Here is a 21,520-nt window from a genome sequence, read left to right as displayed (position 1 = left end):
GCGCAATTGTTTGTAAATGTAATAAAATTTTTTGACGTAGTTGATGTAACTGATACATTAGCGATCTGTTTAATATTCAGGAGTACCGGGCTTCAGCTCACCTTTATGGACCGTCACCGACGTCGCTCAACTTGTTCTCAGCGCTTTCTGGCGCATGCTTCAACGCTCTTCAGCGTGACCTCAATTGCTAACGATCTTCCGTCTCGCCCTCTGGCGCAGGCTCAGTTTCGTTCGCCCATTTGTGTTGTAAGGAGTCATTGATGGAAATTCTCTTCGACCCCTCAATTTGGGCGGGTTTACTGACGCTAATCGTGCTCGAAATCGTTCTCGGTATCGATAACCTGGTCTTTATCGCTATCCTGGCGGATAAATTGCCGCCGAAGCAGCGCGATAAAGCGCGTCTGATCGGCCTTTCCCTCGCATTAGTGATGCGACTGGGCTTACTGTCCTTGATTTCGTGGATCGTGACATTGACACGACCCCTATTCAGCGTAGGCGATTTCAGTTTTTCCGGGCGAGATTTAATTCTGTTGTTCGGTGGCTTGTTCCTGTTATTCAAAGGAACCATGGAACTGCATGAGCGGCTGGAAAGCCGGGGCATGGATCATCAGGGCAATAAAGGGTATGCCAGCTTCTGGGCGGTGGTGATTCAGATCGTGGTGCTGGATGCTGTGTTCTCGCTCGATGCGGTGATTACCGCCGTGGGTATGGTGAACCATCTGCCGGTGATGATGACCGCCGTAGTGATCGCCATGGGTGTGATGCTGTTGGCTTCTAAACCGTTGACGCGTTTTGTGAATGAGCACCCAACGGTGGTGGTGTTGTGTCTGAGTTTCCTGTTGATGATCGGTTTGTCACTGGTGGCAGAAGGCTTTGGCTTCCACATTCCGAAAGGTTATCTGTACGCCGCGATTGGCTTCTCTATCGTCATTGAGTTGTTCAACCAGATTGCGCGCCGTAACTTTATTCGTCATCAGGAACATCGCCCGATGCGCGAGCGTACCGCCGAAGCCATTCTGCGTCTGATGGGTGGCCGCCGCCAGAGTCATCAGCCGGTCACCACCGAAGAAGCCGCTTTGACGCAAGCGATGCCGCAGGAAGCGTTTAAGGACGAAGAGCGTTACATGATCAACGGTGTGTTGACGCTATCTCAGCGCTCTATCCGCAGCATCATGACGCCGCGTGGCAACATCTCGTGGGTCGACGTTTCGCGCCCACTGGATGAGATTCGTATTCAGTTGCTGGATACGCCACACAGCCTGTTCCCGGTATGTCGGGGTGAGTTGGATGAAATCATCGGTGTAGTGCGCGCGAAAGAGCTGCTCGTGGCGCTGGAACACGGTATGGATGTTGCGACCTTTGCCGCTAATACGCCGGCAATCGTGGTGCCGGAAACGCTGGACCCGATCAACCTGTTGGGCGTCTTACGCCGTGCTAAAGGTAGCTTTGTCATCGTCACTAACGAGTTTGGTGTGGTGCAAGGTTTGATCACCCCGCTGGACGTACTGGAAGCCATTGCCGGTGAATTCCCGGATGAAGATGAAACCCCAGACGTGATTGCCGATGGTGATGGCTGGTTAGTGAAAGGCGGAACCGATCTGCATTCACTGCAGCAGTTGCTGGATTATCATGAGCTGGTGAACCCGGAAGAGGACCATGCTTCGCTGGCCGGTTTACTGATCGCCCAGAAGGGCCAACTGCCACAGCCAGGTGAAGTCATTGACTTGCCACCGCTGCATTTCCAAATCATTGAGGCTACGGACTACCGCATCGATCTGGTGCGTGTAACCAAAGACAAGCCGCATGATGATGAAGAACATGAAGCGTAGATATTAAGATAATATCGCTACAAGTAAGGCCGTCGAAAGACGGCCTTTTTTATTATGGGGGATGAAAGATGTTCGGCCTTTGACTCTCATTGACAACGCGCATGTTGCTTCATAAAGCCAGTAAAGGGGAATGAGGAGTAAAGCGTCCGCCGCAAGGATGCGGCGGTCGAGGCTACAGGGATGTATTTACGCCGACTTTACGGAACATCCCCTTTACTGGCTGGAACGCACCTGACTAGACAACATCAGCAACTTTGCTCAAGCACTCAAATGCGCCAAATGCTGCTCCAGCCACACCGGGAAATCCTCAATTGGCATCGGGCGGGCATAGTAGTAACCCTGCAAATGGTCGACACCGCGTTCACGCAGATAGTGCGCCTGCTCAGCGGTTTCAACACCCTCGGCGACCAGCGCAATATTCAAACGCTGTGCCAGGGAAATCACCATATCCGTAACCGTAGCGTTGATAGCATCGGTGCCAATGGCTGCGGTAAAAATCTTGTCAATCTTCAGCACGTCTGGCTTCAGATCCTTAAGGTAGGCAAGGGAACTGTGGCCGGTGCCGAAATCGTCAATCGCCAAACGCACGCCAATTTCATGCAGTTGTGACACCACAGACTGATCAATCACCGGTAAGGCATCGCGTTCGGTTAGTTCCACCACCAGTTTCGGTAGAGGGTTTGCCGGCCACCAAATACTCTGTAAGTCTTCTACAATCGCGCGGTCGCGGAAATGGCTGGCAGCGACGTTAATGGCAATATGGAAAGATGGACACTGCGGCAAATTTGGCAACTCATCCACGACTTTTGCCAGAACAAAACGGGTCAAGGGTGCAATCAGATTTTGACGCTCAGCCAAGGGGATAAACACATCGGGGGCAATCCAACCTTGACGAGGGTTATGCCAGCGCAACAGCAGTTCAAAGCCATCACATTCGCCACTTTTTGCATTAATCAGCGGCTGGCAATACACCATAAATTCGTTTGCTGTGATGCCGTAACTGATCTGCCAGCTCAGGCTCATGCGATTAGCAGTAGCCAGCCAAACGATGTAACCGATAAGCAAACTCAGCAGCACGGCAAGAGGCAGCTGAGAGGGAAGCGTATTCAACGCCAGACGAGCCGGAGAAGGTCCATACAACGTAATGCTAAACGGATAACGCAGCGATGACTGATCGTAAGCCACCTCATCTTCCGATGGCACCGTGTGTTCAATCAGTGGATTACCGTACTCCAGGCTTTGACCGCCCACATTGAAAATGGCACGTTCAACCCACGGCAACTGTGGCTCCAGCAGGTAGTTGGTCATCAACTCAACGTTAATCACCTGCAGCAGACCATCGCGGTTATCCAGCGACTTAGGCGTCCACAGCAGCAGCACTGGAGAGCCCTTCAACAGATAGTTATCTGTGGTGAGCATCATGCGTTGGTTATTAATCGCCAGCTCAGGGTAAGTCTGGCTAAAGGAAATATTGCGTGGGCCATAAATGCTGGAGCAGTAAATGCTGTCGTCCTGCACCAGCAGGATAGTGCGAACGGTCTGCAACGCCGAGATTTTCTCAATCAGCGGATAGCGCACTTGCGCACAGGGCACGCCAACCAACCCAAGGGTGTTGTTGGCTGACACATCAAGTGGCGAGAACATGCGGTCAAAGCGCTCAATGGCGCGCGAGGCGAAATTTAATGACTGCTGCTCAATACGCGACTTCTCTTCGATATAGCGAAAAGTCAGCGTAAGAATCAGAACCAGCGCTGCGATCACTAACGCAATAAGCAGGCGCTTACGGCGAAATTGACCGACAAATTGCTGGGGAATGAGCATCAGTAACCACCTTGCAAAACAAAGATTGAAGCCAAATTAACGTGTAGGTTATCGGCATAGAGGCGGCCAGGTTTAGCGTGCCTTAATAAATAATTCGGCACTAAAAAACAGCGCGGCCACTAAGGGCCGCGCGCAAATCAATGTATATGGTTTACTCACTCTGAGGTAGAGCAGGATGCAGAAAAAAGTTCAATTGGCGCTTTTTTCATCGTTAACGGTCAATCGCACTGCACCTTAATTGCCAGTCCACCACGTGAAGTCTCTCGATATTTTGCATTCATATCTTTGCCTGTCTCATACATGGTCTCGATCACCTTATCCAGTGAAACGCGGGGTTCGCTGGTGCGGCGCAGCGCCATGCGTGCGGCGTTGATCGCCTTCACTGAAGCAATGGCGTTGCGTTCAATGCAGGGCACCTGCACCTGTCCCGCTACCGGATCACACGTCAGACCCAGGTTATGTTCCATACCAATTTCTGCCGCCACACACACCTGCTCTGGGCTGGCACCCAGCAACTCGGCCAGACCGGCCGCTGCCATAGAACAGGCCACGCCGACTTCACCCTGACAGCCGACTTCCGCACCGGAAATGGAAGCATTCATTTTATACAGCACGCCTATCGCACCTGAGGCGAGGAAGTAACGGACGAAAATGTCCGGGGTGACCGTCTCAATAAAGTGATCGTAGTAGGCGAGCACTGCCGGAACAATGCCACAGGCACCATTCGTCGGCGCGGTCACCACGCGTCCGCCTGCTGCGTTCTCTTCATTCACTGCCAGCGCAAACATGTTGATCCAGTCGATAACGTTCATCGGATCGTTGGAGTGCTTAGTCGAGGAGACCAGTAAACGGCGCAGTGATGCCGCACGGCGTGGCACGCGCAACGGACCAGGCAAGACCCCTTCGGTATTCAGACCCCGATCAATACAGGCTTGCATGGTCTGCCACACGTTGCCGAAGTAGTCATTGATTTCGTCACGTGTATGTAGCGCCAGCTCGTTCTTCATCACCAGGCCGGAAAGGGACAGGCCGGTTTCGCGGCAGTGACTGAGCAACTCTTTGGCGGAGTTAAATGCGTACGGTACAGAAACTTCATCCAGTACCGATTGGCCAAAATGCTCTTCATCGACGATGAAGCCACCGCCAATGGAATAGTAGGTTTTACTGAGGATCAGCAAATCACCCGCGAAGGCAAACACCGTCATGCCGTTTTCGTGCAGCGACAGGTTTTCACTGCGGAACACCATGCCACCTTCGCGCGGGAAATCGACTTCGTGAGCCCCTTTTGCCAGCAATAACCGTTCACGCTGTTCAACGTCTTTAATAAAGGCAGGAATGCTATCGATATCGACCGTAGCGGGTTCGAAACCGGCCAGCCCCATAATGATGGCGATATCGGTATGGTGACCTTTGCCCGTTAGCGACAATGAGCCGTACACGTCAACTGAAACACGCGTGACATCCTGCAGTTTGCCTTGTTCGACCAACAGATCAACAAACTGCTTGCCCGCTTTCATCGGACCGACAGTATGTGAACTGGATGGGCCAATACCCACTTTGAACATGTCGAAAACACTAATCACCGGTGACACTCCTCACAAATCTTATTTTGCACGGCCAGAGCCGTTTATGCGGCTAATAGTAATCGCCTGCGTGCCGCAACGAACAGCTTTTCGCATGAAATAAACTAATTATAAACCACAGAAATAGTTATCCATTATCACCATGGTGAAAGAGAGCGAATGGGTCGAGTAAGGTGAACGAGACGGGAAAATCAGGAGAGGGCGATTTGCTGGCCGAGGGCGCGGATAATACCTGCGGTCATGCCCCAGATAAAATAATCTTCATACCACGATAGCCACACCTGATGCTGGCGATGTCCGCGTCGCAGCGTCATGCCACTGTAACGACTGATGCGCAACGCTTCGGCTAAGGGCATGGCAAAGGTACTTTCTACTTCATCTGGATTGATGTTCAGCGGCAATCCAGCGGGGATAACACCTACCACCGGTGTCACGGCAAAGCCCGTACTGCTGGTCACCGGCGGCAACACGCCAACGACCCTGACGTGTTTTGGCTGTATGCCCACTTCCTCTTCCGCTTCACGCAGTGCGGTAAAAACCAGTGAATCATCGGTGGCGTCCTGCATGCCGCCCGGGAAGGCCACCTGGCCTGCGTGCTTGCGTAAATGCGATGAACGACGCGTCAGCAGCAAACCGGGTTCTGGCCCATCGATCACCGGGACCAGCACCGCCGCCCGCCGCCCACTTATCGCGCTTTTAGGCACGGTGAGCGGGGGTTGCATGACAAAACGGTTCAGGAACTGCTCCAGGGTCAGACTCATTTAGACCTCGCCGCTCAGGCAGGGGAGGATGCGGTTAACCTTGTGAAAGGTCTCCTGATATTCCAGTTCAACATCGCTGTCCGCCACGAGCCCCCCACCGGCAGCACAATAAAGCTGCTGGTTCTCGGCAATCAGGGTGCGGATCGTGATGCTGGTGTCCATACGGCCGCATAAACTGATGTAACCGATGCTGCCACACCACGCGTTACGGCGCTGCGGCTCTAACTCTTCAATGATCTCCATGGAGCGGATCTTTGGCGCGCCGGTGATGGAGCCACCAGGGAAGCAGGCACGCAGAAGGTCCGTGGCCGTGAGATGTTGCGGCAATCGGGCGCGAATGGTGCTGACCAGGTGGTGAACAGCGGGGAAAGGCTCCACCACAAACAGCTCCGGCACGCTGACACTGCCTGGTTCCGCAACGCGGCCAATATCATTGCGCAGCAAATCAACAATCATCAAGTTTTCGGCACGGTCCTTCTCGGAATGGGCGAGTTTCTCAGCCTGCAACCGATCGGCGTCAGGATCCGCAAGGCGCGGCAACGTGCCTTTAATCGGACGGGTTTCAATCTCTTGCTGCTGGAGTGAGAGAAAACGTTCCGGCGACAAGCTCATCAGTACGCTTTTTGGCAAACGAATAAACGCACTGAATGGCGCGCGATTATCACGATTCAAACGCAGAAAGGCCTGCCATTCGTCACCCTGATAGCGCGCCTGAAAACGTTGCGCCAGATTCACCTGATAGCAGTCACCCGCCTGAATGTAATCCTGCACCGCCTGAAAACGATTCGCGTACTGTTCAAACGTCAGGTTTGATTGCCAGTCACTGGTCAGCGCAAAGGTTTTGGGCTGCGGTACGGCTTGCGCTTGTAGCCAACGCCAGCGTTGTTCGGCATTCACCAGTGAAATAAGGGTTAGGGTGCGCAGTTGATGGTCAGCAATCAGTGCCCAGTCATAAATGCCTACAGCCATATCCGGCGTAGTGAGATCCTGCTCGGCACGCTGTGGCAGCGTTTCAAAGCGTCGTCCGAGATCATAGCCAAACAGGCCCAGTGCACCGCCCTGGAAAGGCAGCTCGGGGTGACTTTCAGGTTTAATGCCCAGCTCATCACACTGCTGCTGTACCAGCTGCAGCGGGTCGTCGGCAGAGAGCAGCACTTTACCGTCACAGTCGATCTCAGTGATGTCGCCACGCGTGGTCAGGGTAGCGCGTGGATCGGCGGTCAGAATATCAAAGCGATTATCTGCATGTTCGGCATGACCGGAAGTGAGCAACATCGCCCATGGACGATGGGCCAGGGCAGAAAAACGGTGCAATAACGTATCCGGGGTATACTTCAGGCTAAGCGTGTGTACGGTCATCGGGCAAATTAATCCAGCAAGCAAGTGCGTAGCCTGGCATATTTTTTTGTGGCTGGCACCTGTTTGTTCCGCATGGAATAATGCGCCCCTTTTCGCACCAGGAGTGAATCATGTTTACAGGTCTTCCGGCTTTATCTCATGAACAGCAGCAACAAGCGGTTGAACGTATCCAGGAATTGATGGCAGGCGGTATGGCGAGTGGTCAGGCGATTGCGCAGGTGGCGCAGGAGATCCGCCAAACTTATCAAGGTGAAGGTATTCGGGCGCTTTTCGAAGACGATGAGTCAGAAGAAGAGGCCGACGAGTAACGCCCGAACACTTTATAATGCGGCGATGATCTTGATTTCGACTTTATATTTCGGGTTCATCAGGCCCGCCTGCACGGTGCAGCGTACCGGTGCATTACCCGGTGATACCCAGGCATCCCATGCACGATTCATCGCCGGGAAATCCGCTTTGTCGACCAGAAAAATAGTGGCGTCGAGGATTTTGCTCTTATCTGAGCCGACGCGAGTCAAAATCGCGTCAATCACCGCCAGCGCGTTGGCGGTTTGCGCTTCCGCATCTTCATCCAGATTCTCTGGCACGCTGGTGTAATACACGGTTTCGTTATGTACGACGGCTTCGGACATACGATGTTCGGGATCGATACGCGTAATGGTCATGGTGTTCTCCTGTAAATTCGCTGCGCTAGCCTGCCATAACCCATGGGCCGCTGTCATCTGTTGTGGTCGCCTCACGGGAATCCTGACATAATTACAGTGTTTTTGGGCAATCGGTGAGGATGTGTGGCAGACGATTTTGCAACTGATGGTGCGCTAGCGCAGGCGATTCCGGGATTTAAACCTCGAGCAGCACAGCGTGAAATGGCACAGGCGGTCACGGAAGCGGTGGGCAATGGTGGAGAGTTGGTGGTTGAAGCCGGCACCGGTACCGGGAAAACCTATGCCTATCTGGCACCCGCATTGCGCGCGAAGAAAAAGGTCATCGTCTCTACCGGCTCCAAAGCGTTACAGGACCAACTCTACAATCGTGACCTGCCGACCATTGCGCGGGCACTCAAATTCAGCGGCAAAACCGCGTTACTGAAAGGGCGCTCAAATTATTTATGTCTTGAGCGCCTTGAGCAGCAAAATCAAACGGGTGGCGATCTTACCGTGCAGGCGCTGGGCGATCTGATCAACGTGCGCAGTTGGTCATCGCAAACCGTTGATGGCGATGTCAGCAGTTGCACCGACGTGGCGGAAGACAGCCCCATCTGGCCTTTTGTCACTAGCACCAACGATAACTGTCTCGGCAGCGACTGCCCGTTGTATAAAGATTGTTTCGTGGTGAAAGCCCGTAGAAAGGCCATGGACGCGGATGTGGTGGTGGTGAACCACCATCTGTTCCTGGCCGATTTGGTGGTAAAAGAGGGCGGTTTCGGTGAGTTGATCCCTGAGGCGGATGTCATGATCTTCGATGAAGCCCATCAGTTGCCCGACATCGCCAGCCAGTATTTTGGCCAGCAGCTTTCCAGCCGCCAGCTTCAGGACCTCGCCAAAGACATCATCATTGCCTACCGCACTGAAGTGCGCGATGTTCAGCAATTGCAGAAATCGGCTGACCGCCTCGCACAGTGCGCTCAGGATTTTCGTCTTACCTTGGGTGAACCCGGTTTTCGTGGCAATCTGCGCGATCTTCTCAGTGATAACAACATCATGCGTATGTTTACGCTGCTGGATGATGCGCTGGAGCTGTGTTACGACGTCATCAAATTATCTTTAGGACGCTCGGCGCTGTTGGATGCGGCTTTTGAGCGCGCTGCGCTGTATCGCACGCGTCTGAAACGGCTGCGCGCCATTGATGAACCCGGTTTTAGTTACTGGTATGAGTGCACCAGTCGCCATTTCACGTTGGCACTGACCCCGCTATCCGTCGCGGAACGTTTTCGTGAAGTGATGGATAACCGCAAAGCGGCTTGGGTATTTACCTCCGCTACACTCGCCGTCAATGAGCAAATGAGCCACTTCTCCAGTCGTCTTGGCGTCGATAAAGCGAAAACGCTGATCCTCGATAGCCCATTCGATTATGCACAGCAGGCGTTGTTGTGCGTGCCGCGTAATATGCCTGAACCTAATCAGCCCGGCGGTGCGCGTCAGCTTGCGCGCATGATGAAACCCCTGATCGATGCCAATAAAGGCCGCTGTTTCTTCTTGTGTACCTCACACAAAATGATGCGAGAGCTGGCCGCAGAATTTCGCGCTTCCATGACCTTGCCGGTGTTGCTGCAAGGTGAAACCAGCAAAGGGCAACTGCTGAAGCAATTCCTTGAGGCGGGGAATGCACTGCTGGTGGCGACCAGCAGTTTCTGGGAAGGCGTTGATGTGCGCGGTGATGCACTGTCATTAGTGATCATCGATAAGCTACCGTTTACCTCACCCGAGGACCCCTTATTAAAAGCACGCATGGAGGATTGCCGGGTACGCGGCGGGGATCCGTTCAATGATGTGCAACTGCCGGACGCGGTGATCACCCTGAAACAGGGGGTGGGCCGTTTAATTCGTGACACCGAAGATCGAGGCGTCTTGGTGATTTGCGATCAGCGTCTGGTTTCTCGTCCTTATGGCGGATTGTTTCTCAACAGTTTGCCACCTACGCCGCGCACCCGCGATCTCCTCCGCGCTATTGAATTTGTTCGTCGGGCAGAGAATCAGTAATTTGTGCCAGGCTATGTTAAGATGCGCGCCATTTTGACTCTCAGAGGTTGTTATGTCCGCCCGAATTTTAGCCCTGGACACGGCGACAGAAGCCTGTTCTGCCGCGCTGCTCAACCAGCAGCAGATCGATGCCCGTTTCGAAATCGCCCCGCGCGATCATACCCAACGCATATTACCCCTCGTGCAGGAGCTGTTGCAGTTACAGCAACTGGACCTGACGGCGCTTGACGCGTTAGCGTTTGGACGCGGTCCGGGCAGTTTTACCGGCGTGCGTATTGGCATTGGTATTGCCCAAGGGCTGGCATTAGGTGCGAACTTGCCGATGATTGGCATCTCCTCACTCGCCACCATGGCGCAAGGCGCATGGCGCTTGACGGGCGCCACGCGCGTGTTGGCAGCTATTGATGCGCGCATGGGAGAAGTGTACTGGGCAGAATATCAGCGTGATGAAAATGGCGAATGGCTGGGTGCAGAAACTGAAGCCGTGCTCAAGCCCGAAGCGGCAGAGGCACGCATCGCGCAGTTGAGCGGTGAATGGGCAACAGTCGGCACTGGCTGGCAGGCTTATCCCCATCTGCTGAATGGCTCGGTGGCTACGTTAATGACCACCGACGTCACACTGCCTGCGGCGGAAGACATGTTGCCGCTGGCGCAGTGTGCCTTACAGCGCGGTGAAACTGTCGCGGTAGAGCATGCGGAACCGGTTTATTTGCGTAATGAAGTGGCATGGAAAAAGTTGCCTGGCCGCTAAGCGATACGCAACTATTCCGTCACCGCTCAGTCTAACTGAGAAATAACAGGAGAAGTGCTATGCCAATGAGTCGTAAAGGGATGTCTGGCGCTCTGTTAGCCTGCGCGTTACTGCTGAGCGGTTGCGTTTCGGTGCCAGATTCCATTAAAGGGAGTTCTCAGCTTCCACAGCAAGATTTATTACGTGTGATGAATGCTCCACAGTTGTATGTCGGGCAGGAGTCGCGTTTTGGTGGGAAAGTGGTAAAAGTGACGAATCTGACCGGTTTAACCCGCCTGGAGATTGCCACTCAGCCGCTGGATGACAGCGCGCGTCCTCAATTAGGTGCCGCTTCCGTTGGCCGGATATTTGCCGACATCCGTGGATTTGTCGATCCCGTTGACCTGAACAACCAATACGTCACGGTGCTGGGAAATATTAAAGGCGTTGAAAAAGGTGAAATTGGCAAAGCCAGTTACAACTTTGTGGTGGTGGATGTGCGTGGCTATCAACGTTGGCACTTAACACAGCAAGTGATGACACCGCCTCAACCGATAGATCCATGGATTTGGTATGGTCCGACGCGTCGTCACCCAGGTTACTGGGGGCCAAACCCCTATTGGGGGATGAACATGAACACCGGGCCAGCGCAGGTGCAAACCATCCTTACCGAATAACCCATTATTATTAGATAACGGCCCGGTCGCGGCGCTCGCGACCGGGCTTTTTTATTGGCAGCGCAACCGATGCGCGAAATTTAGTGATGGGCTTCGCAACCTGAAAATGCCGAAACAGGCAAACTGGTACAATCAGTTAAAATATTGTTAACAACACTGATTGCAGAGGCGGCGATGGCTACGCAACAAGAATATCGGGGTGACTCTTTGAATAAGGTTTGGCTCAAACGCTATCCGGCAGACGTACCTGCGGAAATTAATGCGGACCGTTATACCTCTTTGGTCGAGCTTTTCGAGCACGCAGCATTGCAGTACGCCGATAAAACGGCGTTCGTCAATATGGGCCAGCCGATGACCTATCGTCAGCTGGATAAGCAGAGCCGCGATTTTGCCGCCTGGCTACAGCAAGGTTTAGGGCTTAAACAGGGCGATCGAGTGGCACTGATGATGCCGAACCTGCTGCAGTATCCAGTGGCGCTGTTTGGTGTATTACGTGCCGGCATGGTGGTGGTGAACGTTAACCCCCTCTACACACCGCGTGAACTTAAGCATCAACTAAATGACAGTGGTGCCAGCGCCATTGTGATTGTCTCTAACTTTGCCCATACCCTGGAAAAGGTGGTCGCGGAGACGCCGATTAAACACGTGATGCTGACGCGCATGGGCGACCAACTTGCCCCGGTGAAAGCCACGCTGGTTAACTTCGTGGTGAAATACGTTAAGAAGCTGGTGCCAAAATACCATCTGCCTGGGGCGGTTCCGTTCCGTCACGCATTGCAGCAGGGTGCGCAGATGCGCTACCAGCGTCCAACCGTGACCAATAACGATTTGGCCTTCCTGCAATATACCGGCGGCACCACCGGTGTGGCGAAAGGGGCCATGCTCACCCATGGCAACATGCAGGCCAATCTGGAGCAGACCAAAGCCACGTACGGCAAATTGCTACGGGCGGGTAAAGAAAATGTGGTAACGGCGCTGCCGCTTTACCACATTTTTGCGCTGACGGTTAACGGCTTGCTGTTCCTCGACCTCGGGGGGACGAATCTGTTGATCACCAACCCGCGCGACATCCCCGGATTTGTTAAAGAGCTGAGTAAATTCCCCTTCACGGCCATTACCGGTGTGAATACGCTGTTTAACGCGTTGCTGAATGATGACAATTTCAACAAGCTGGATTTCTCCACACTGCGGTTATCTGCAGGCGGGGGCATGGCAGTGCAGAAAGCGGTGGCCGAGCGTTGGGAAAAACTCACCGGGCATTATCTGCTGGAAGGTTATGGTCTGACGGAGTGTTCCCCGCTGGTTTCTGTTAACCCTTATGACATTACCTGTCACACCGGCAGTATCGGCCTGCCAGTGCCTTCTACGGACGTACGCATTGTTGATGATGAAGATAACGATGTGGCGCCAGGCGAACCCGGTGAACTCTGTATTCGTGGGCCACAAGTGATGGTGGGCTACTGGCAGCGGCCGGATGCGACGGAAGAAGTGCTAAAAAATGGCTGGCTGCATACCGGTGATGTTGTTACCGTTGATAGCGAAGGCTTCATTCGCATCGTTGACCGTAAGAAAGACATGATTCTGGTGTCGGGCTTTAACGTGTATCCTAACGAAATCGAAGATGTCCTGATGCAGCATCCCAAAGTCCGAGAAGCCGCGGCGATTGGGGTACCCAGCGATCTCTCAGGCGAAGCCGTGAAAGTGTGCATCGTCAAAAAGGATCCTTCGCTGTCGAAAGAAGAGGTGCTGGATCATTGCCGTCGCCAGCTCACCGGCTATAAAGTGCCGAAGATAATCGAGTTTCGTGACGAGCTGCCAAAGACCAACGTGGGCAAAATTTTGCGCCGCGAACTGCGGGACGAGGCGAAGCGAGAAGGGCAGTAATCTGCTTTTCTCCTTAGGTTAACGCCGGCTCAGTCCGGCGTTTTTATTGCTTTTAACATGGAGCGCTGCGCGAAGTGTGTCGCAGCGAGAATGAATACGTGAATTACACTTTGATCGACCAAGACAGTCAGCTGGCGGCCGTGTGCGAACTGGCGCTTAAGCATGATGCGGTAGCGCTGGATACTGAGTTTGTGCGTACCCGCACTTACTATCCACAGTTGGGCCTGATCCAACTGTTTGATGGTGAACAACTGGTTCTTATCGATCCACTGAATATCAACGACTGGACGCCGTTTATCGCGCTGTTGCAAAACAAGCAGGTGACCAAGTTCCTGCATGCGGGTGGCGAAGATCTCGAAGTGTTCCTGCACCGTTTTAACTGCCTGCCTGACCCGATGGTGGATACCCAGATCCTGGCAGCCTTTGCCGGGCAACCGCTGTCATGGGGTTTTGCCTCGATGGTGAATCACTTTAATCAAATCGAGCTGGATAAAAGTGAAGCCCGAACCGACTGGTTGGCGCGTCCGCTGACAGAGCGTCAATGTACTTATGCGGCGGCGGATGTGGCGTATTTACTGCCAATTGCGCATCAACTGGTGGAGCAAACTGAAGCTGCTGGCAATATGGCGGCGGCACTGAGTGAGTGCGATAACCTGTGCCAGCGTCGCCTGGATGTGCTGAAACCCGAAGATGCGTGGCGCGACATCACCAATGCATGGCAACTGCGCCCACGTCAGCTGGCGGCGTTACAGCGCCTGGCCGCGTGGCGTTTGACCATTGCCCGTCAAAAAGACATGGCAGTAAACTTTGTGGTGCGCGAAGAGAATCTGTGGAAAGTGGCCCGCTTTATGCCGGGAAGTTTAGGTGAACTGGATCATCTGGGTCTTAACGGTCACGAAATTCGTTTCCATGGCAAAGCAATGGTTGCTCTGGTGGCTGAAGCACAAGCGCAGGATGAAGCAACATTACCGCCTCCTTTGCCTAATCTGATCGACCATCCGCATTACAAACAGGCGTTTAAGGCAATTAAAGCGTTGGTGGTGCAGGTCAGTGAAGAGACCGGTTTTAGTCAGGAGTTACTGGCTTCGCGTCGTCAGATCAATCAGGTGCTGAGCGTGTATTGGGGCTTAAAGAGTGGCTGCCGCACACCGGAACTGCTGACCGGCTGGCGAGGGGAGTTGCTTCAGGCTCGCATCGACGAGATCTTACAGGCGCTGTAAGCGCTGCATTTTCCCCTGCGCACGACGCAGGGGAAAATCAGGAACCTGCTGCTGTCATTTAGGAACGTCTTCCGTCTCCGGCAACGTGACGTTCAGCTCCAGGATGGAGATATCGTCCCCTTTCTGATCCAACTGAACGGTCACCATATCCGGGTCTATTTTCACGTACTTACAGATCACTTCCAAAATATCGCGCTTGAGCTGCGGCAGGTAATGGGGCTCACTGTCGCCCCTTCTGCGCTCGGCCACGATAATCTGCAGCCTTTCCTTGGCTATATTGGCTGTGTTCTTCTTACGGGATAAAAAGAAATCAAGTAATGCCATTGGTTATCCCCCGAACAGGCGTTTCAGGAAACCCTTCTTCTCTTCTTCAATAAAGCGGAAGGGGCGTTCTTCGCCAAGCAGGCGATCTACGGTATCAGCGTAAGCTTTACCGGCGTCAGAGTTAGCGTCGAGGATCACCGGCTCACCTTGGTTAGAGGCACGCAGCACAGACTGATCTTCTGGGATCACACCAACCAGTGGAATACGCAAGATTTCCAGTACGTCTTCCATGCTCAGCATGTCGCCACGGGTGACGCGGCCCGGGTTGTAACGGGTCAGAAGCAGGTGCTCTTTCACCGGGTCCTGGCTGTTTTCTGCACGACGTGATTTTGACGAAATAATGCCGAGAATACGGTCTGAGTCACGTACGGAAGAGACTTCCGGGTTGGTGGTAATGATTGCTTCGTCGGCGAAGTACAGAGCCATCAGCGCACCGGTTTCGATACCTGCTGGCGAATCGCAAACGATGAAATCAAACTCCATCGCGGCCAAATCGTTCAGCACTTTTTCCACGCCTTCGCGGGTCAGTGCATCTTTGTCGCGGGTTTGTGAAGCGGGCAGAATGTAGAGCTGCTCAGTGCGCTTATCACGAATCAGCGCCTGGTTCAGCGTGGCGTCACCCTGAATGACGTTGACGAAATCATAGACCACACGGCGTTCACAACCCATGATCAAGTCAAGGTTACGCAGACCGATATCAAAATCGATCACAACAGTCTTTTTGCCCTTTTGCGCTAACCCTGTGGCGATGGCCGCGCTTGACGTGGTCTTGCCAACGCCCCCTTTACCCGATGTAACTACAATGATGCGTGCCATAAATGTTGATTTCCTTAACGAAAGAAAAGGGGCCTAATAAAGTGTCTGGATGGTGAGCGCGCCTTCTTTAAGACACAGGCGCGCGGCTTTACCAAAGAATTCCGCCGGGATTTGATCCATGATCCAGTATTCACCGGCAATAGAAACCAACTCGGCTGCGAGGTTGGTGCAAAAAATTTGGCTGTCACGTGCGCCGCTGGCTCCGGCCAGCGCACGGCCACGCATCATGCCGTAAATATGAATGTTGCCGTCGGCAACCAGTTCGGCACCGGCGCTGACGCTATTGGTGACGATAAGGTCAGCATTGCGTGCGTAAATCTGCTGACCAGAACGTACCGGTGTGTTGATGATGCGGGTTTTGCCGGCACCTTCAACCACAGGAGCAGCAACCGGTAACGCGGTTTCTGCCACGGGCGCTTCTGCGCGTTTACGATTCTCTTTGCCTTCTGACAGCACGGGCAAACCGGCGCGCGCAATCATTTTTTTCAGGGCTTCATCTTTGCAACCGCTGACACCAACAATGCGCAAACCTGTCGCGATGACGGCTTGCTGCATCTGCTTCCAGTTAATGTCGCCGTTCAAAGCAGAGACATTAAGCACCACCGGGGCATTCTGCAAAAAAGCAGGGGCCTGATCGATTTTGTCCTGCAGTGCCTGACGAATCACCTCGGGTTGCGAATGGTGCAGATGAACGACTGACAGGGTAAAACTGCTTCCCTTGAATTCGATTGGCGTTTGCGACATCTGTCCTGACTCAGTCCTGTTTTACGACCCTAAGATGTCCAGCGATAAAATCGTCATTAACATCAAACGGTCAATATTCGAAGTTCTGCAAGCATGTTATAGTTACTGCTATATTCAGGCAAGTGACGCCATCGGTTAATTCGAGTAAAAAATATGTTTTGTGTGATCTATAGAAGCCCGCAACGCGACCAGACTTATCTTTATGTTGAAAAAAAAGACGATTTTTCGCGCGTTCCTGATGAGTTGTTGCGTGGCTTTGGTAAACCCAAGCTGGCGATGGTGCTGTCGCTGGACAAACGCGACAAACTGGCTAATGCTGATATCAATAAAGTTAAGCAAGGATTGAGCGATAACGGCTATTATTTACAGATCCCACCGCCGGTCGAAAATCTGCTCAACATTCATCGCGAACTGGGTAAAAAAGATTAATTCGGATTCATCTGTAAATATATCCTGTAAATATCCTCAGTGTTATTTGCATTAATTAATTGCCCGCGCAAAAGCTTAATTGCGGGCATTTAATCCTACATGTCTTCGCCGTTCCTGGTGAACAATTAACGACTTTTGACAATTTCCGCCACGCCTGACGCGATAAAACCGCTAATATAATCCTCCTCAGCCTGCCGCGTTCCGGCACTGAACCTGACTCATCCGCCAGCACAGCTGGCATCAAACACAACACAAGCAGGGGAATAGCATGTATCAGCATCGTAACTGGCAAGGCGCTTTGTTGGATTATCCCGTCAGCAAAGTGGTTTGCGTGGGCAGCAACTATGCGAAGCATATCAAGGAAATGGGCAGTGCAACGCCAACAGAGCCAGTCGTCTTTATCAAACCAGAAACCGCCGTGTGTGATTTACGCCAGCCACTCTCCATTCCGGATAACTTCGGTGAAGTGCATCACGAAGTTGAACTGGCGGTGTTAATTGGTTCGACGTTGAAGCAGGCGACCGAAGAGCATGTGGCAAAAGCGATTGCCGGCTACGGCGTGGCGCTGGACTTAACGCTGCGTGATGTACAAGCAGGCTTAAAGAAAGCGGGCCAGCCGTGGGAAAAATCTAAAGGCTTCGATAACTCATGCCCGCTGTCAGGATTTATCCCGGTGGCCGAATTCAGTGGCGATCCGCAAGATACTGAGTTGAAACTGGTGGTCAATGGCGAAGTGCGTCAGCACGGTTCTACCGCCGATATGATCCACAAAATTCTGCCGTTGATTGCCTACATGAGCCAGTATTTCACGCTGCGCGCAGGCGATGTGGTGCTGACAGGCACCCCTGAAGGCGTGGGCCCAATGCGTTCTGGCGATAAACTTGGAATCTCGCTAGCCGGTCACGGTATTACTACGCGCGTACTGTAAAACTTGCATCACCGCACCTGAACCTTTATAAGGTGCGGTCTTGTTGCACAACCCGGACCGCCATCATGACTGAACAACCTTTCTGGCAAACAAAACGCCTTGACCAAATGGACGACGCAGAATGGGAATCGCTGTGTGACGGCTGCGGCCAGTGCTGCCTGAACAAGTTGCAGGATGCGGACACCGACGAAATTTACTTTACCAACGTTGCCTGCAATCAACTGAACATCAAAACCTGTCAGTGCCGAAACTACGAGCGCCGTTTTGAGTATGAAGAAGATTGCATCAAGCTGACGCGGGAAAACCTCACCACCTTTAACTGGCTGCCGCGTACCTGTGCCTACCGTCTGTTAGGCGAGGGTGGCACACTGCCGGCCTGGCATCCGCTGGTGGCGGGTTCGAAGAAGGCGATGCATGCGCAGCGTATTTCTGTGCGCTATATCGCGGTGCGGGAAAGTGAAGTACGCGACTGGGAAGACCACATTATCGATCGACCCGATCGTAACGGATAAGAAAAACAGGCAGCCTTGGCTGCCTGTTTCATTTGGGCTTAACGACCGAAAAGATCGCGACGTTTAGGTTTGAAAGGTTGTGAGATTAACACCAATGCACCCACCAGCAGGTAAGCCGCGAAGATCACAATCATCCACTGCGGCATGCTCCATGTCAGGAAGGTCCAGCTACGTTCAGCGCAATCGCCACTCGCCACAAACACTGACGGCAACCATTTATCCAGTGGCAGCCAGCTTGGGAAACGGGCGGCGAAATCACAGGTCACAAACGGATTAGGATGAAGCTGAATGTTGGTGTGCTCAATGGAAAGCATCAGACCTTTGTAGGCACTGTAGAGCCAAATCAGGATCGCTGCCCAACGCACGGGCAAGCTTTTAGGGGCAAACGCGCCGACAATGCCTGCGCCCATCACGCCAAATAAGGCACAACGTTCATAAATGCACATCACACAGGGTTTTAGCCCCATGACGTGTTGAAAAAACAGTGCGGTGAGTTCAAAAGCCAGAGCTGTAAGAGCCAACAATAACCATGCTCCACGACCTCGTGAGCATTGATTTAAATATCGCAACATATTGCTTATCCTGTAACCGTTAATGCTTCGCAGTGTAAACCAAAAGCGTAACCGTGCCAGCCAGGTAAAGGGAAAAAATCATGTACAAAAATGACTTAAGCCTGATCCAGGCCAAAAATAATGGCATTTCCTTCCTGGATAAGGAGTGGCAGGCGGACAGCACAACGCAAACGAGTGCGTTTTTACCGTCACCACGAGGATAACAAGACTGAATTTTTGCGCCAGCGCGCGCTTTTAATCAGTTGTCAGGCTATTTACGCTATAGGCCCTCTGGTATGATGAGTGCCATTACGACAAAGAAAGCAATGAGAAATAAATGCTATGGTGATTAAGGCGCAAAGCCCCGCAGGATTTGCTGAAGAGTATATTATTGAAAGCATCTGGAACAGTCGTTTTCCGCCGGGGTCGATCCTACCTGCCGAACGTGAGCTTTCTGAATTGATTGGCGTCACCCGTACCACGCTGCGAGAGGTGTTACAGCGTCTGGCACGTGATGGTTGGCTGACCATTCAACATGGTAAACCGACGCGCGTGAATGATTTCTGGGAAACCTCAGGTTTAAACATCCTGGAAACCCTGGCCCGCCTTGATCACGATAGCGTGCCCCAGTTGATTGATAACCTGTTGTCAGTGCGAACCAATATCGCGTCGATCTTTATCAGCCGCGCACTACGCCACCATCCTGATAAAGCGCGTGAAGTGTTAGAAAGCGCGTTAGCGGAAGAGGATAAGGCAGAGGCCTACACCGAACTGGATTATCGTGTGTTTCGTGGTTTAGCGTTTGCCTCGGGCAACCCCATTTATGGTTTGATCCTTAATGGGCTGAAAGGGCTGTATACCCGCGTTGGACGCCACTATTTCTCCAACCCAGAGGCGCGTCAGCAGGCACGCAATTTCTACCGCCAACTGGCAGACTTGTGCAGCGTTAATCCGACGCAGGATCAGATTGTGGATTGCGTGCGCGAATATGGACGTCGCAGCGGCGAGATTTGGCACAGTATGCAGAAGAGCATGCCGGACGATTTAGCCAGCAAGCGATAAAAAAACCGGACCTCATCAGTCCGGTTTTTTTATGCCTTACAAGGTGGGGCCGCGTGTAGGCGCGCGATCAAGCAGTTCGACGCTACCATCCTCATTCTGCTGTTCCAGAATGACATCGAAACCCCACAAGCGATTCACATGCTTAAGCACTTCCTTGCGGCTTTTGTCGAGTGGCGCACGCTGTTGTGGCACATAGCGCAGGGTCAGTGAACGGTCACCACGCAGATCGACGTTGTACACCTGAATGTTCGGTTCCAGATTGCTGAGGTTGTACTGCGCTGACAACTGCTGTCGTATCGCGCGGTAACCGGCCTCATCATGAATCGCGGCAATTTCCAGGAAATTATTGCGATCGTCATCCATCACCGTAAACAAACGGAAATCACGCATCACTTTCGGCGACAGGAACTGACTAATAAAGCTCTCGTCCTTGAATTCTCGCATAGCAAAGTGCAGCGTTTTCAACCAGTCAGAACCCGCGATGTCTGGGAACCAGTAACGGTCTTCCTCCGTCGGTGACTGGCAGATACGCTTGATGTCCTGGAACATGGCAAAGCCAAGCGCATACGGGTTAATGCCGTTGTACCACTGGCTGTTATACGGCGGTTGATACACCACATTGGTGTGACTGTGCAGGAACTCCATCATAAAGCGTTCCGACACCTTACCTTCGTCATACAGGTGATTCAGGATGGTGTAATGCCAGAAGGTTGCCCACCCTTCGTTCATCACCTGGGTCTGTTTTTGCGGGTAAAAATACTGGCTGACCTTGCGTACAATACGCAGCACTTCACGCTGCCAGGACTCGAGCAACGGGGCATTCTTTTCCATAAAGTACAGCAAGTTTTCCTGCGGCTCAGACGGGTAACGTGAGGCCTCAACGTGCACCGACTCCTTCTCTTTACGCGGCAGGGTACGCCACAGGGTATTCACCTGGCTTTGCAGATACTCTTCACGGCTTTTCTGTCGCGCCTTCTCTTCCTGCAGTGAGATTTTTTGCGGGCGTTTATAGCGATCCACGCCGTAGTTCATCAACGCATGGCAGGAGTCGAGCAGACGTTCGACCTCCTCGACGCCGAATCGCTCTTCGCAGTCGGAGATGTAATTACGTGCAAACAGCAGGTAATCGACAATGGAGCTGGCATCGGTCCAACTGCGGAATAGATAATTATTTTTGAAGAAAGAGTTGTGACCGTAACAGGCGTGCGCCATGACCAGGGCCTGCATGGTCATGGTGTTCTCTTCCATCAGATAGGCGATACACGGATTGGAATTGATCACTATTTCGTAAGCCAGCCCCTGCTGGCCATGCTTATAGCGCTGTTCGGTTTCAATGAATTTCTTCCCGAACGACCAGTGTGCATAGTTGATTGGCATCCCCACGCTGGAGTAGGCATCCATCATTTGTTCGGAGGTGATGACTTCGATTTGATGCGGATAGGTATCAAGCCCGTAGCTTTTCGCCACGCGGTCGATCTCTGCCAAATAGACATCAAGCAATTCGAATGTCCAGTCTGGCCCATCACTGAGTCGTTTACTGCTCCGGGTTGGCTCGTCAAAGATTGTCGTCATAGCGCACCTCTGTTTTGCA

At 52.8% G+C, this 21,520-nt stretch carries 21 protein-coding genes; 11 read left to right on the top strand and 10 right to left on the bottom strand.

Features of this window, described 5'->3' with window-relative positions; translation table 11 throughout:
* Positions 1-260 precede the first annotated feature (260 nt).
* Positions 261-1,829, top strand: coding sequence for a TerC family protein (locus PSSD_RS03990; protein WP_039335421.1), 1,569 nt, complete (start codon positions 261-263; stop codon positions 1,827-1,829).
* A 258-nt stretch (positions 1,830-2,087) separates the two neighbouring features.
* Here the strand turns inward: PSSD_RS03990 and pdeD are convergent, their stop codons facing one another.
* The 4 genes from pdeD to pabB form a co-directional block, all read right to left on the bottom strand.
* Positions 2,088-3,650 (bottom strand): cyclic di-3',5'-guanosine monophosphate phosphodiesterase PdeD, encoded by a 1,563-nt coding sequence (gene pdeD, locus PSSD_RS03985; protein ID WP_039335422.1) that lies wholly within the window; start codon positions 3,648-3,650, stop codon positions 2,088-2,090.
* A 218-nt stretch (positions 3,651-3,868) separates the two neighbouring features.
* The gene (gene sdaA, locus PSSD_RS03980) at positions 3,869-5,233 is read right to left on the bottom strand and encodes an L-serine ammonia-lyase (RefSeq protein ID WP_039335423.1); all 1,365 of its coding nucleotides are present in this window, start codon (positions 5,231-5,233) and stop codon (positions 3,869-3,871) included.
* A 191-nt stretch (positions 5,234-5,424) separates the two neighbouring features.
* A complete protein-coding gene (locus PSSD_RS03975) occupies positions 5,425-5,994 on the bottom strand; it encodes a CoA pyrophosphatase (protein WP_058969566.1) in 570 nt (189 codons plus the stop codon).
* A complete protein-coding gene (gene pabB / locus PSSD_RS03970) occupies positions 5,995-7,353 on the bottom strand; it encodes an aminodeoxychorismate synthase component 1 (protein ID WP_058969564.1) in 1,359 nt (452 codons plus the stop codon). It lies immediately after the preceding gene.
* Positions 7,354-7,463: 110 nt separating this feature from the next.
* Here pabB and PSSD_RS03965 point away from each other — a divergent pair, with 110 nt between their 5' ends.
* On the top strand, positions 7,464-7,661 hold the full coding sequence (locus tag PSSD_RS03965) for a YoaH family protein (RefSeq protein WP_039335427.1): 198 nt from the start codon (positions 7,464-7,466) through the stop codon (positions 7,659-7,661).
* 12 nt (positions 7,662-7,673) lie between these two features.
* Here PSSD_RS03965 and PSSD_RS03960 read toward each other — a convergent pair whose 3' ends face one another.
* Positions 7,674-8,018, bottom strand: coding sequence for a RidA family protein (locus PSSD_RS03960; protein WP_039335429.1), 345 nt, complete (start codon positions 8,016-8,018; stop codon positions 7,674-7,676).
* Positions 8,019-8,141: 123 nt separating this feature from the next.
* Between PSSD_RS03960 and yoaA the strand changes: the two genes are divergently transcribed.
* The 5 genes from yoaA to rnd all read left to right on the top strand — a co-directional run bounded on the left by yoaA (position 8,142) and on the right by rnd (position 14,563).
* A complete protein-coding gene (gene yoaA / locus PSSD_RS03955; protein WP_058969562.1) occupies positions 8,142-10,052 on the top strand; it encodes a DNA repair helicase YoaA in 1,911 nt (636 codons plus the stop codon).
* A 52-nt stretch (positions 10,053-10,104) separates the two neighbouring features.
* Positions 10,105-10,803 carry a tRNA (adenosine(37)-N6)-threonylcarbamoyltransferase complex dimerization subunit type 1 TsaB gene (gene tsaB / locus PSSD_RS03950; RefSeq protein ID WP_058969560.1) on the top strand — a complete coding sequence of 233 codons (699 nt, stop codon included), beginning with the start codon at positions 10,105-10,107 and terminating at the stop codon, positions 10,801-10,803.
* Positions 10,804-10,862: 59 nt separating this feature from the next.
* The gene (locus PSSD_RS03945) at positions 10,863-11,459 is read left to right on the top strand and encodes a Slp family lipoprotein (protein WP_058969559.1); all 597 of its coding nucleotides are present in this window, start codon (positions 10,863-10,865) and stop codon (positions 11,457-11,459) included.
* A 207-nt stretch (positions 11,460-11,666) separates the two neighbouring features.
* Positions 11,667-13,343, top strand: a complete 1,677-nt coding sequence (gene fadD / locus PSSD_RS03940) for a long-chain-fatty-acid--CoA ligase FadD (protein WP_153011404.1) — start codon at positions 11,667-11,669, stop codon at positions 13,341-13,343.
* Positions 13,344-13,441: 98 nt separating this feature from the next.
* Positions 13,442-14,563 carry a ribonuclease D gene (gene rnd, locus PSSD_RS03935; protein ID WP_039335517.1) on the top strand — a complete coding sequence of 374 codons (1,122 nt, stop codon included), beginning with the start codon at positions 13,442-13,444 and terminating at the stop codon, positions 14,561-14,563.
* A gap of 54 nt (positions 14,564-14,617) precedes the next feature.
* On the opposite strand, the gene minE is transcribed toward rnd, so the two are convergent.
* From minE to minC, 3 genes are read right to left on the bottom strand one after another with little or no spacing between them, the layout of a single operon-like run.
* Complete coding sequence (gene minE, locus PSSD_RS03930) at positions 14,618-14,887, bottom strand: cell division topological specificity factor MinE (RefSeq protein WP_010616394.1); 270 nt, start codon at positions 14,885-14,887, stop codon at positions 14,618-14,620.
* 3 nt (positions 14,888-14,890) lie between these two features.
* Entirely contained in the window at positions 14,891-15,703 is an 813-nt protein-coding gene (gene minD, locus PSSD_RS03925) for a septum site-determining protein MinD (RefSeq protein WP_034828743.1), read from the bottom strand.
* A gap of 33 nt (positions 15,704-15,736) precedes the next feature.
* Positions 15,737-16,447, bottom strand: a complete 711-nt coding sequence (gene minC / locus PSSD_RS03920) for a septum site-determining protein MinC (RefSeq protein ID WP_039335435.1) — start codon at positions 16,445-16,447, stop codon at positions 15,737-15,739.
* A gap of 153 nt (positions 16,448-16,600) precedes the next feature.
* Between minC and PSSD_RS03915 the strand changes: the two genes are divergently transcribed.
* The 3 genes from PSSD_RS03915 (at position 16,601) to ycgN (ending at position 18,316) form a co-directional block, all read left to right on the top strand.
* A complete protein-coding gene (locus PSSD_RS03915) occupies positions 16,601-16,876 on the top strand; it encodes a YcgL domain-containing protein (RefSeq protein ID WP_058969556.1) in 276 nt (91 codons plus the stop codon).
* 268 nt (positions 16,877-17,144) lie between these two features.
* Positions 17,145-17,804 carry a fumarylacetoacetate hydrolase family protein gene (locus tag PSSD_RS03910; protein WP_058969555.1) on the top strand — a complete coding sequence of 220 codons (660 nt, stop codon included), beginning with the start codon at positions 17,145-17,147 and terminating at the stop codon, positions 17,802-17,804.
* 65 nt (positions 17,805-17,869) lie between these two features.
* Complete coding sequence (gene ycgN, locus PSSD_RS03905) at positions 17,870-18,316, top strand: cysteine cluster protein YcgN (RefSeq protein ID WP_034828749.1); 447 nt, start codon at positions 17,870-17,872, stop codon at positions 18,314-18,316.
* A 38-nt stretch (positions 18,317-18,354) separates the two neighbouring features.
* Here ycgN and dsbB read toward each other — a convergent pair whose 3' ends face one another.
* Positions 18,355-18,888 carry a disulfide bond formation protein DsbB gene (gene dsbB, locus PSSD_RS03900; protein WP_058969553.1) on the bottom strand — a complete coding sequence of 178 codons (534 nt, stop codon included), beginning with the start codon at positions 18,886-18,888 and terminating at the stop codon, positions 18,355-18,357.
* 321 nt (positions 18,889-19,209) lie between these two features.
* Between dsbB and fadR the strand changes: the two genes are divergently transcribed.
* Entirely contained in the window at positions 19,210-19,929 is a 720-nt protein-coding gene (fadR, locus tag PSSD_RS03895) for a fatty acid metabolism transcriptional regulator FadR (RefSeq protein ID WP_058969550.1), read from the top strand.
* A 36-nt stretch (positions 19,930-19,965) separates the two neighbouring features.
* On the opposite strand, the gene PSSD_RS03890 is transcribed toward fadR, so the two are convergent.
* Entirely contained in the window at positions 19,966-21,501 is a 1,536-nt protein-coding gene (locus PSSD_RS03890; protein WP_058969549.1) for a SpoVR family protein, read from the bottom strand.
* Positions 21,502-21,520: the final 19 nt, after the last annotated feature.

The organism is Type-D symbiont of Plautia stali, from assembly GCF_001485335.1.
GTDB lineage: Bacteria > Pseudomonadota > Gammaproteobacteria > Enterobacterales > Enterobacteriaceae > Pantoea > Pantoea vagans_C.
This window is presented reverse-complemented; position numbering and strand designations above follow the sequence as displayed.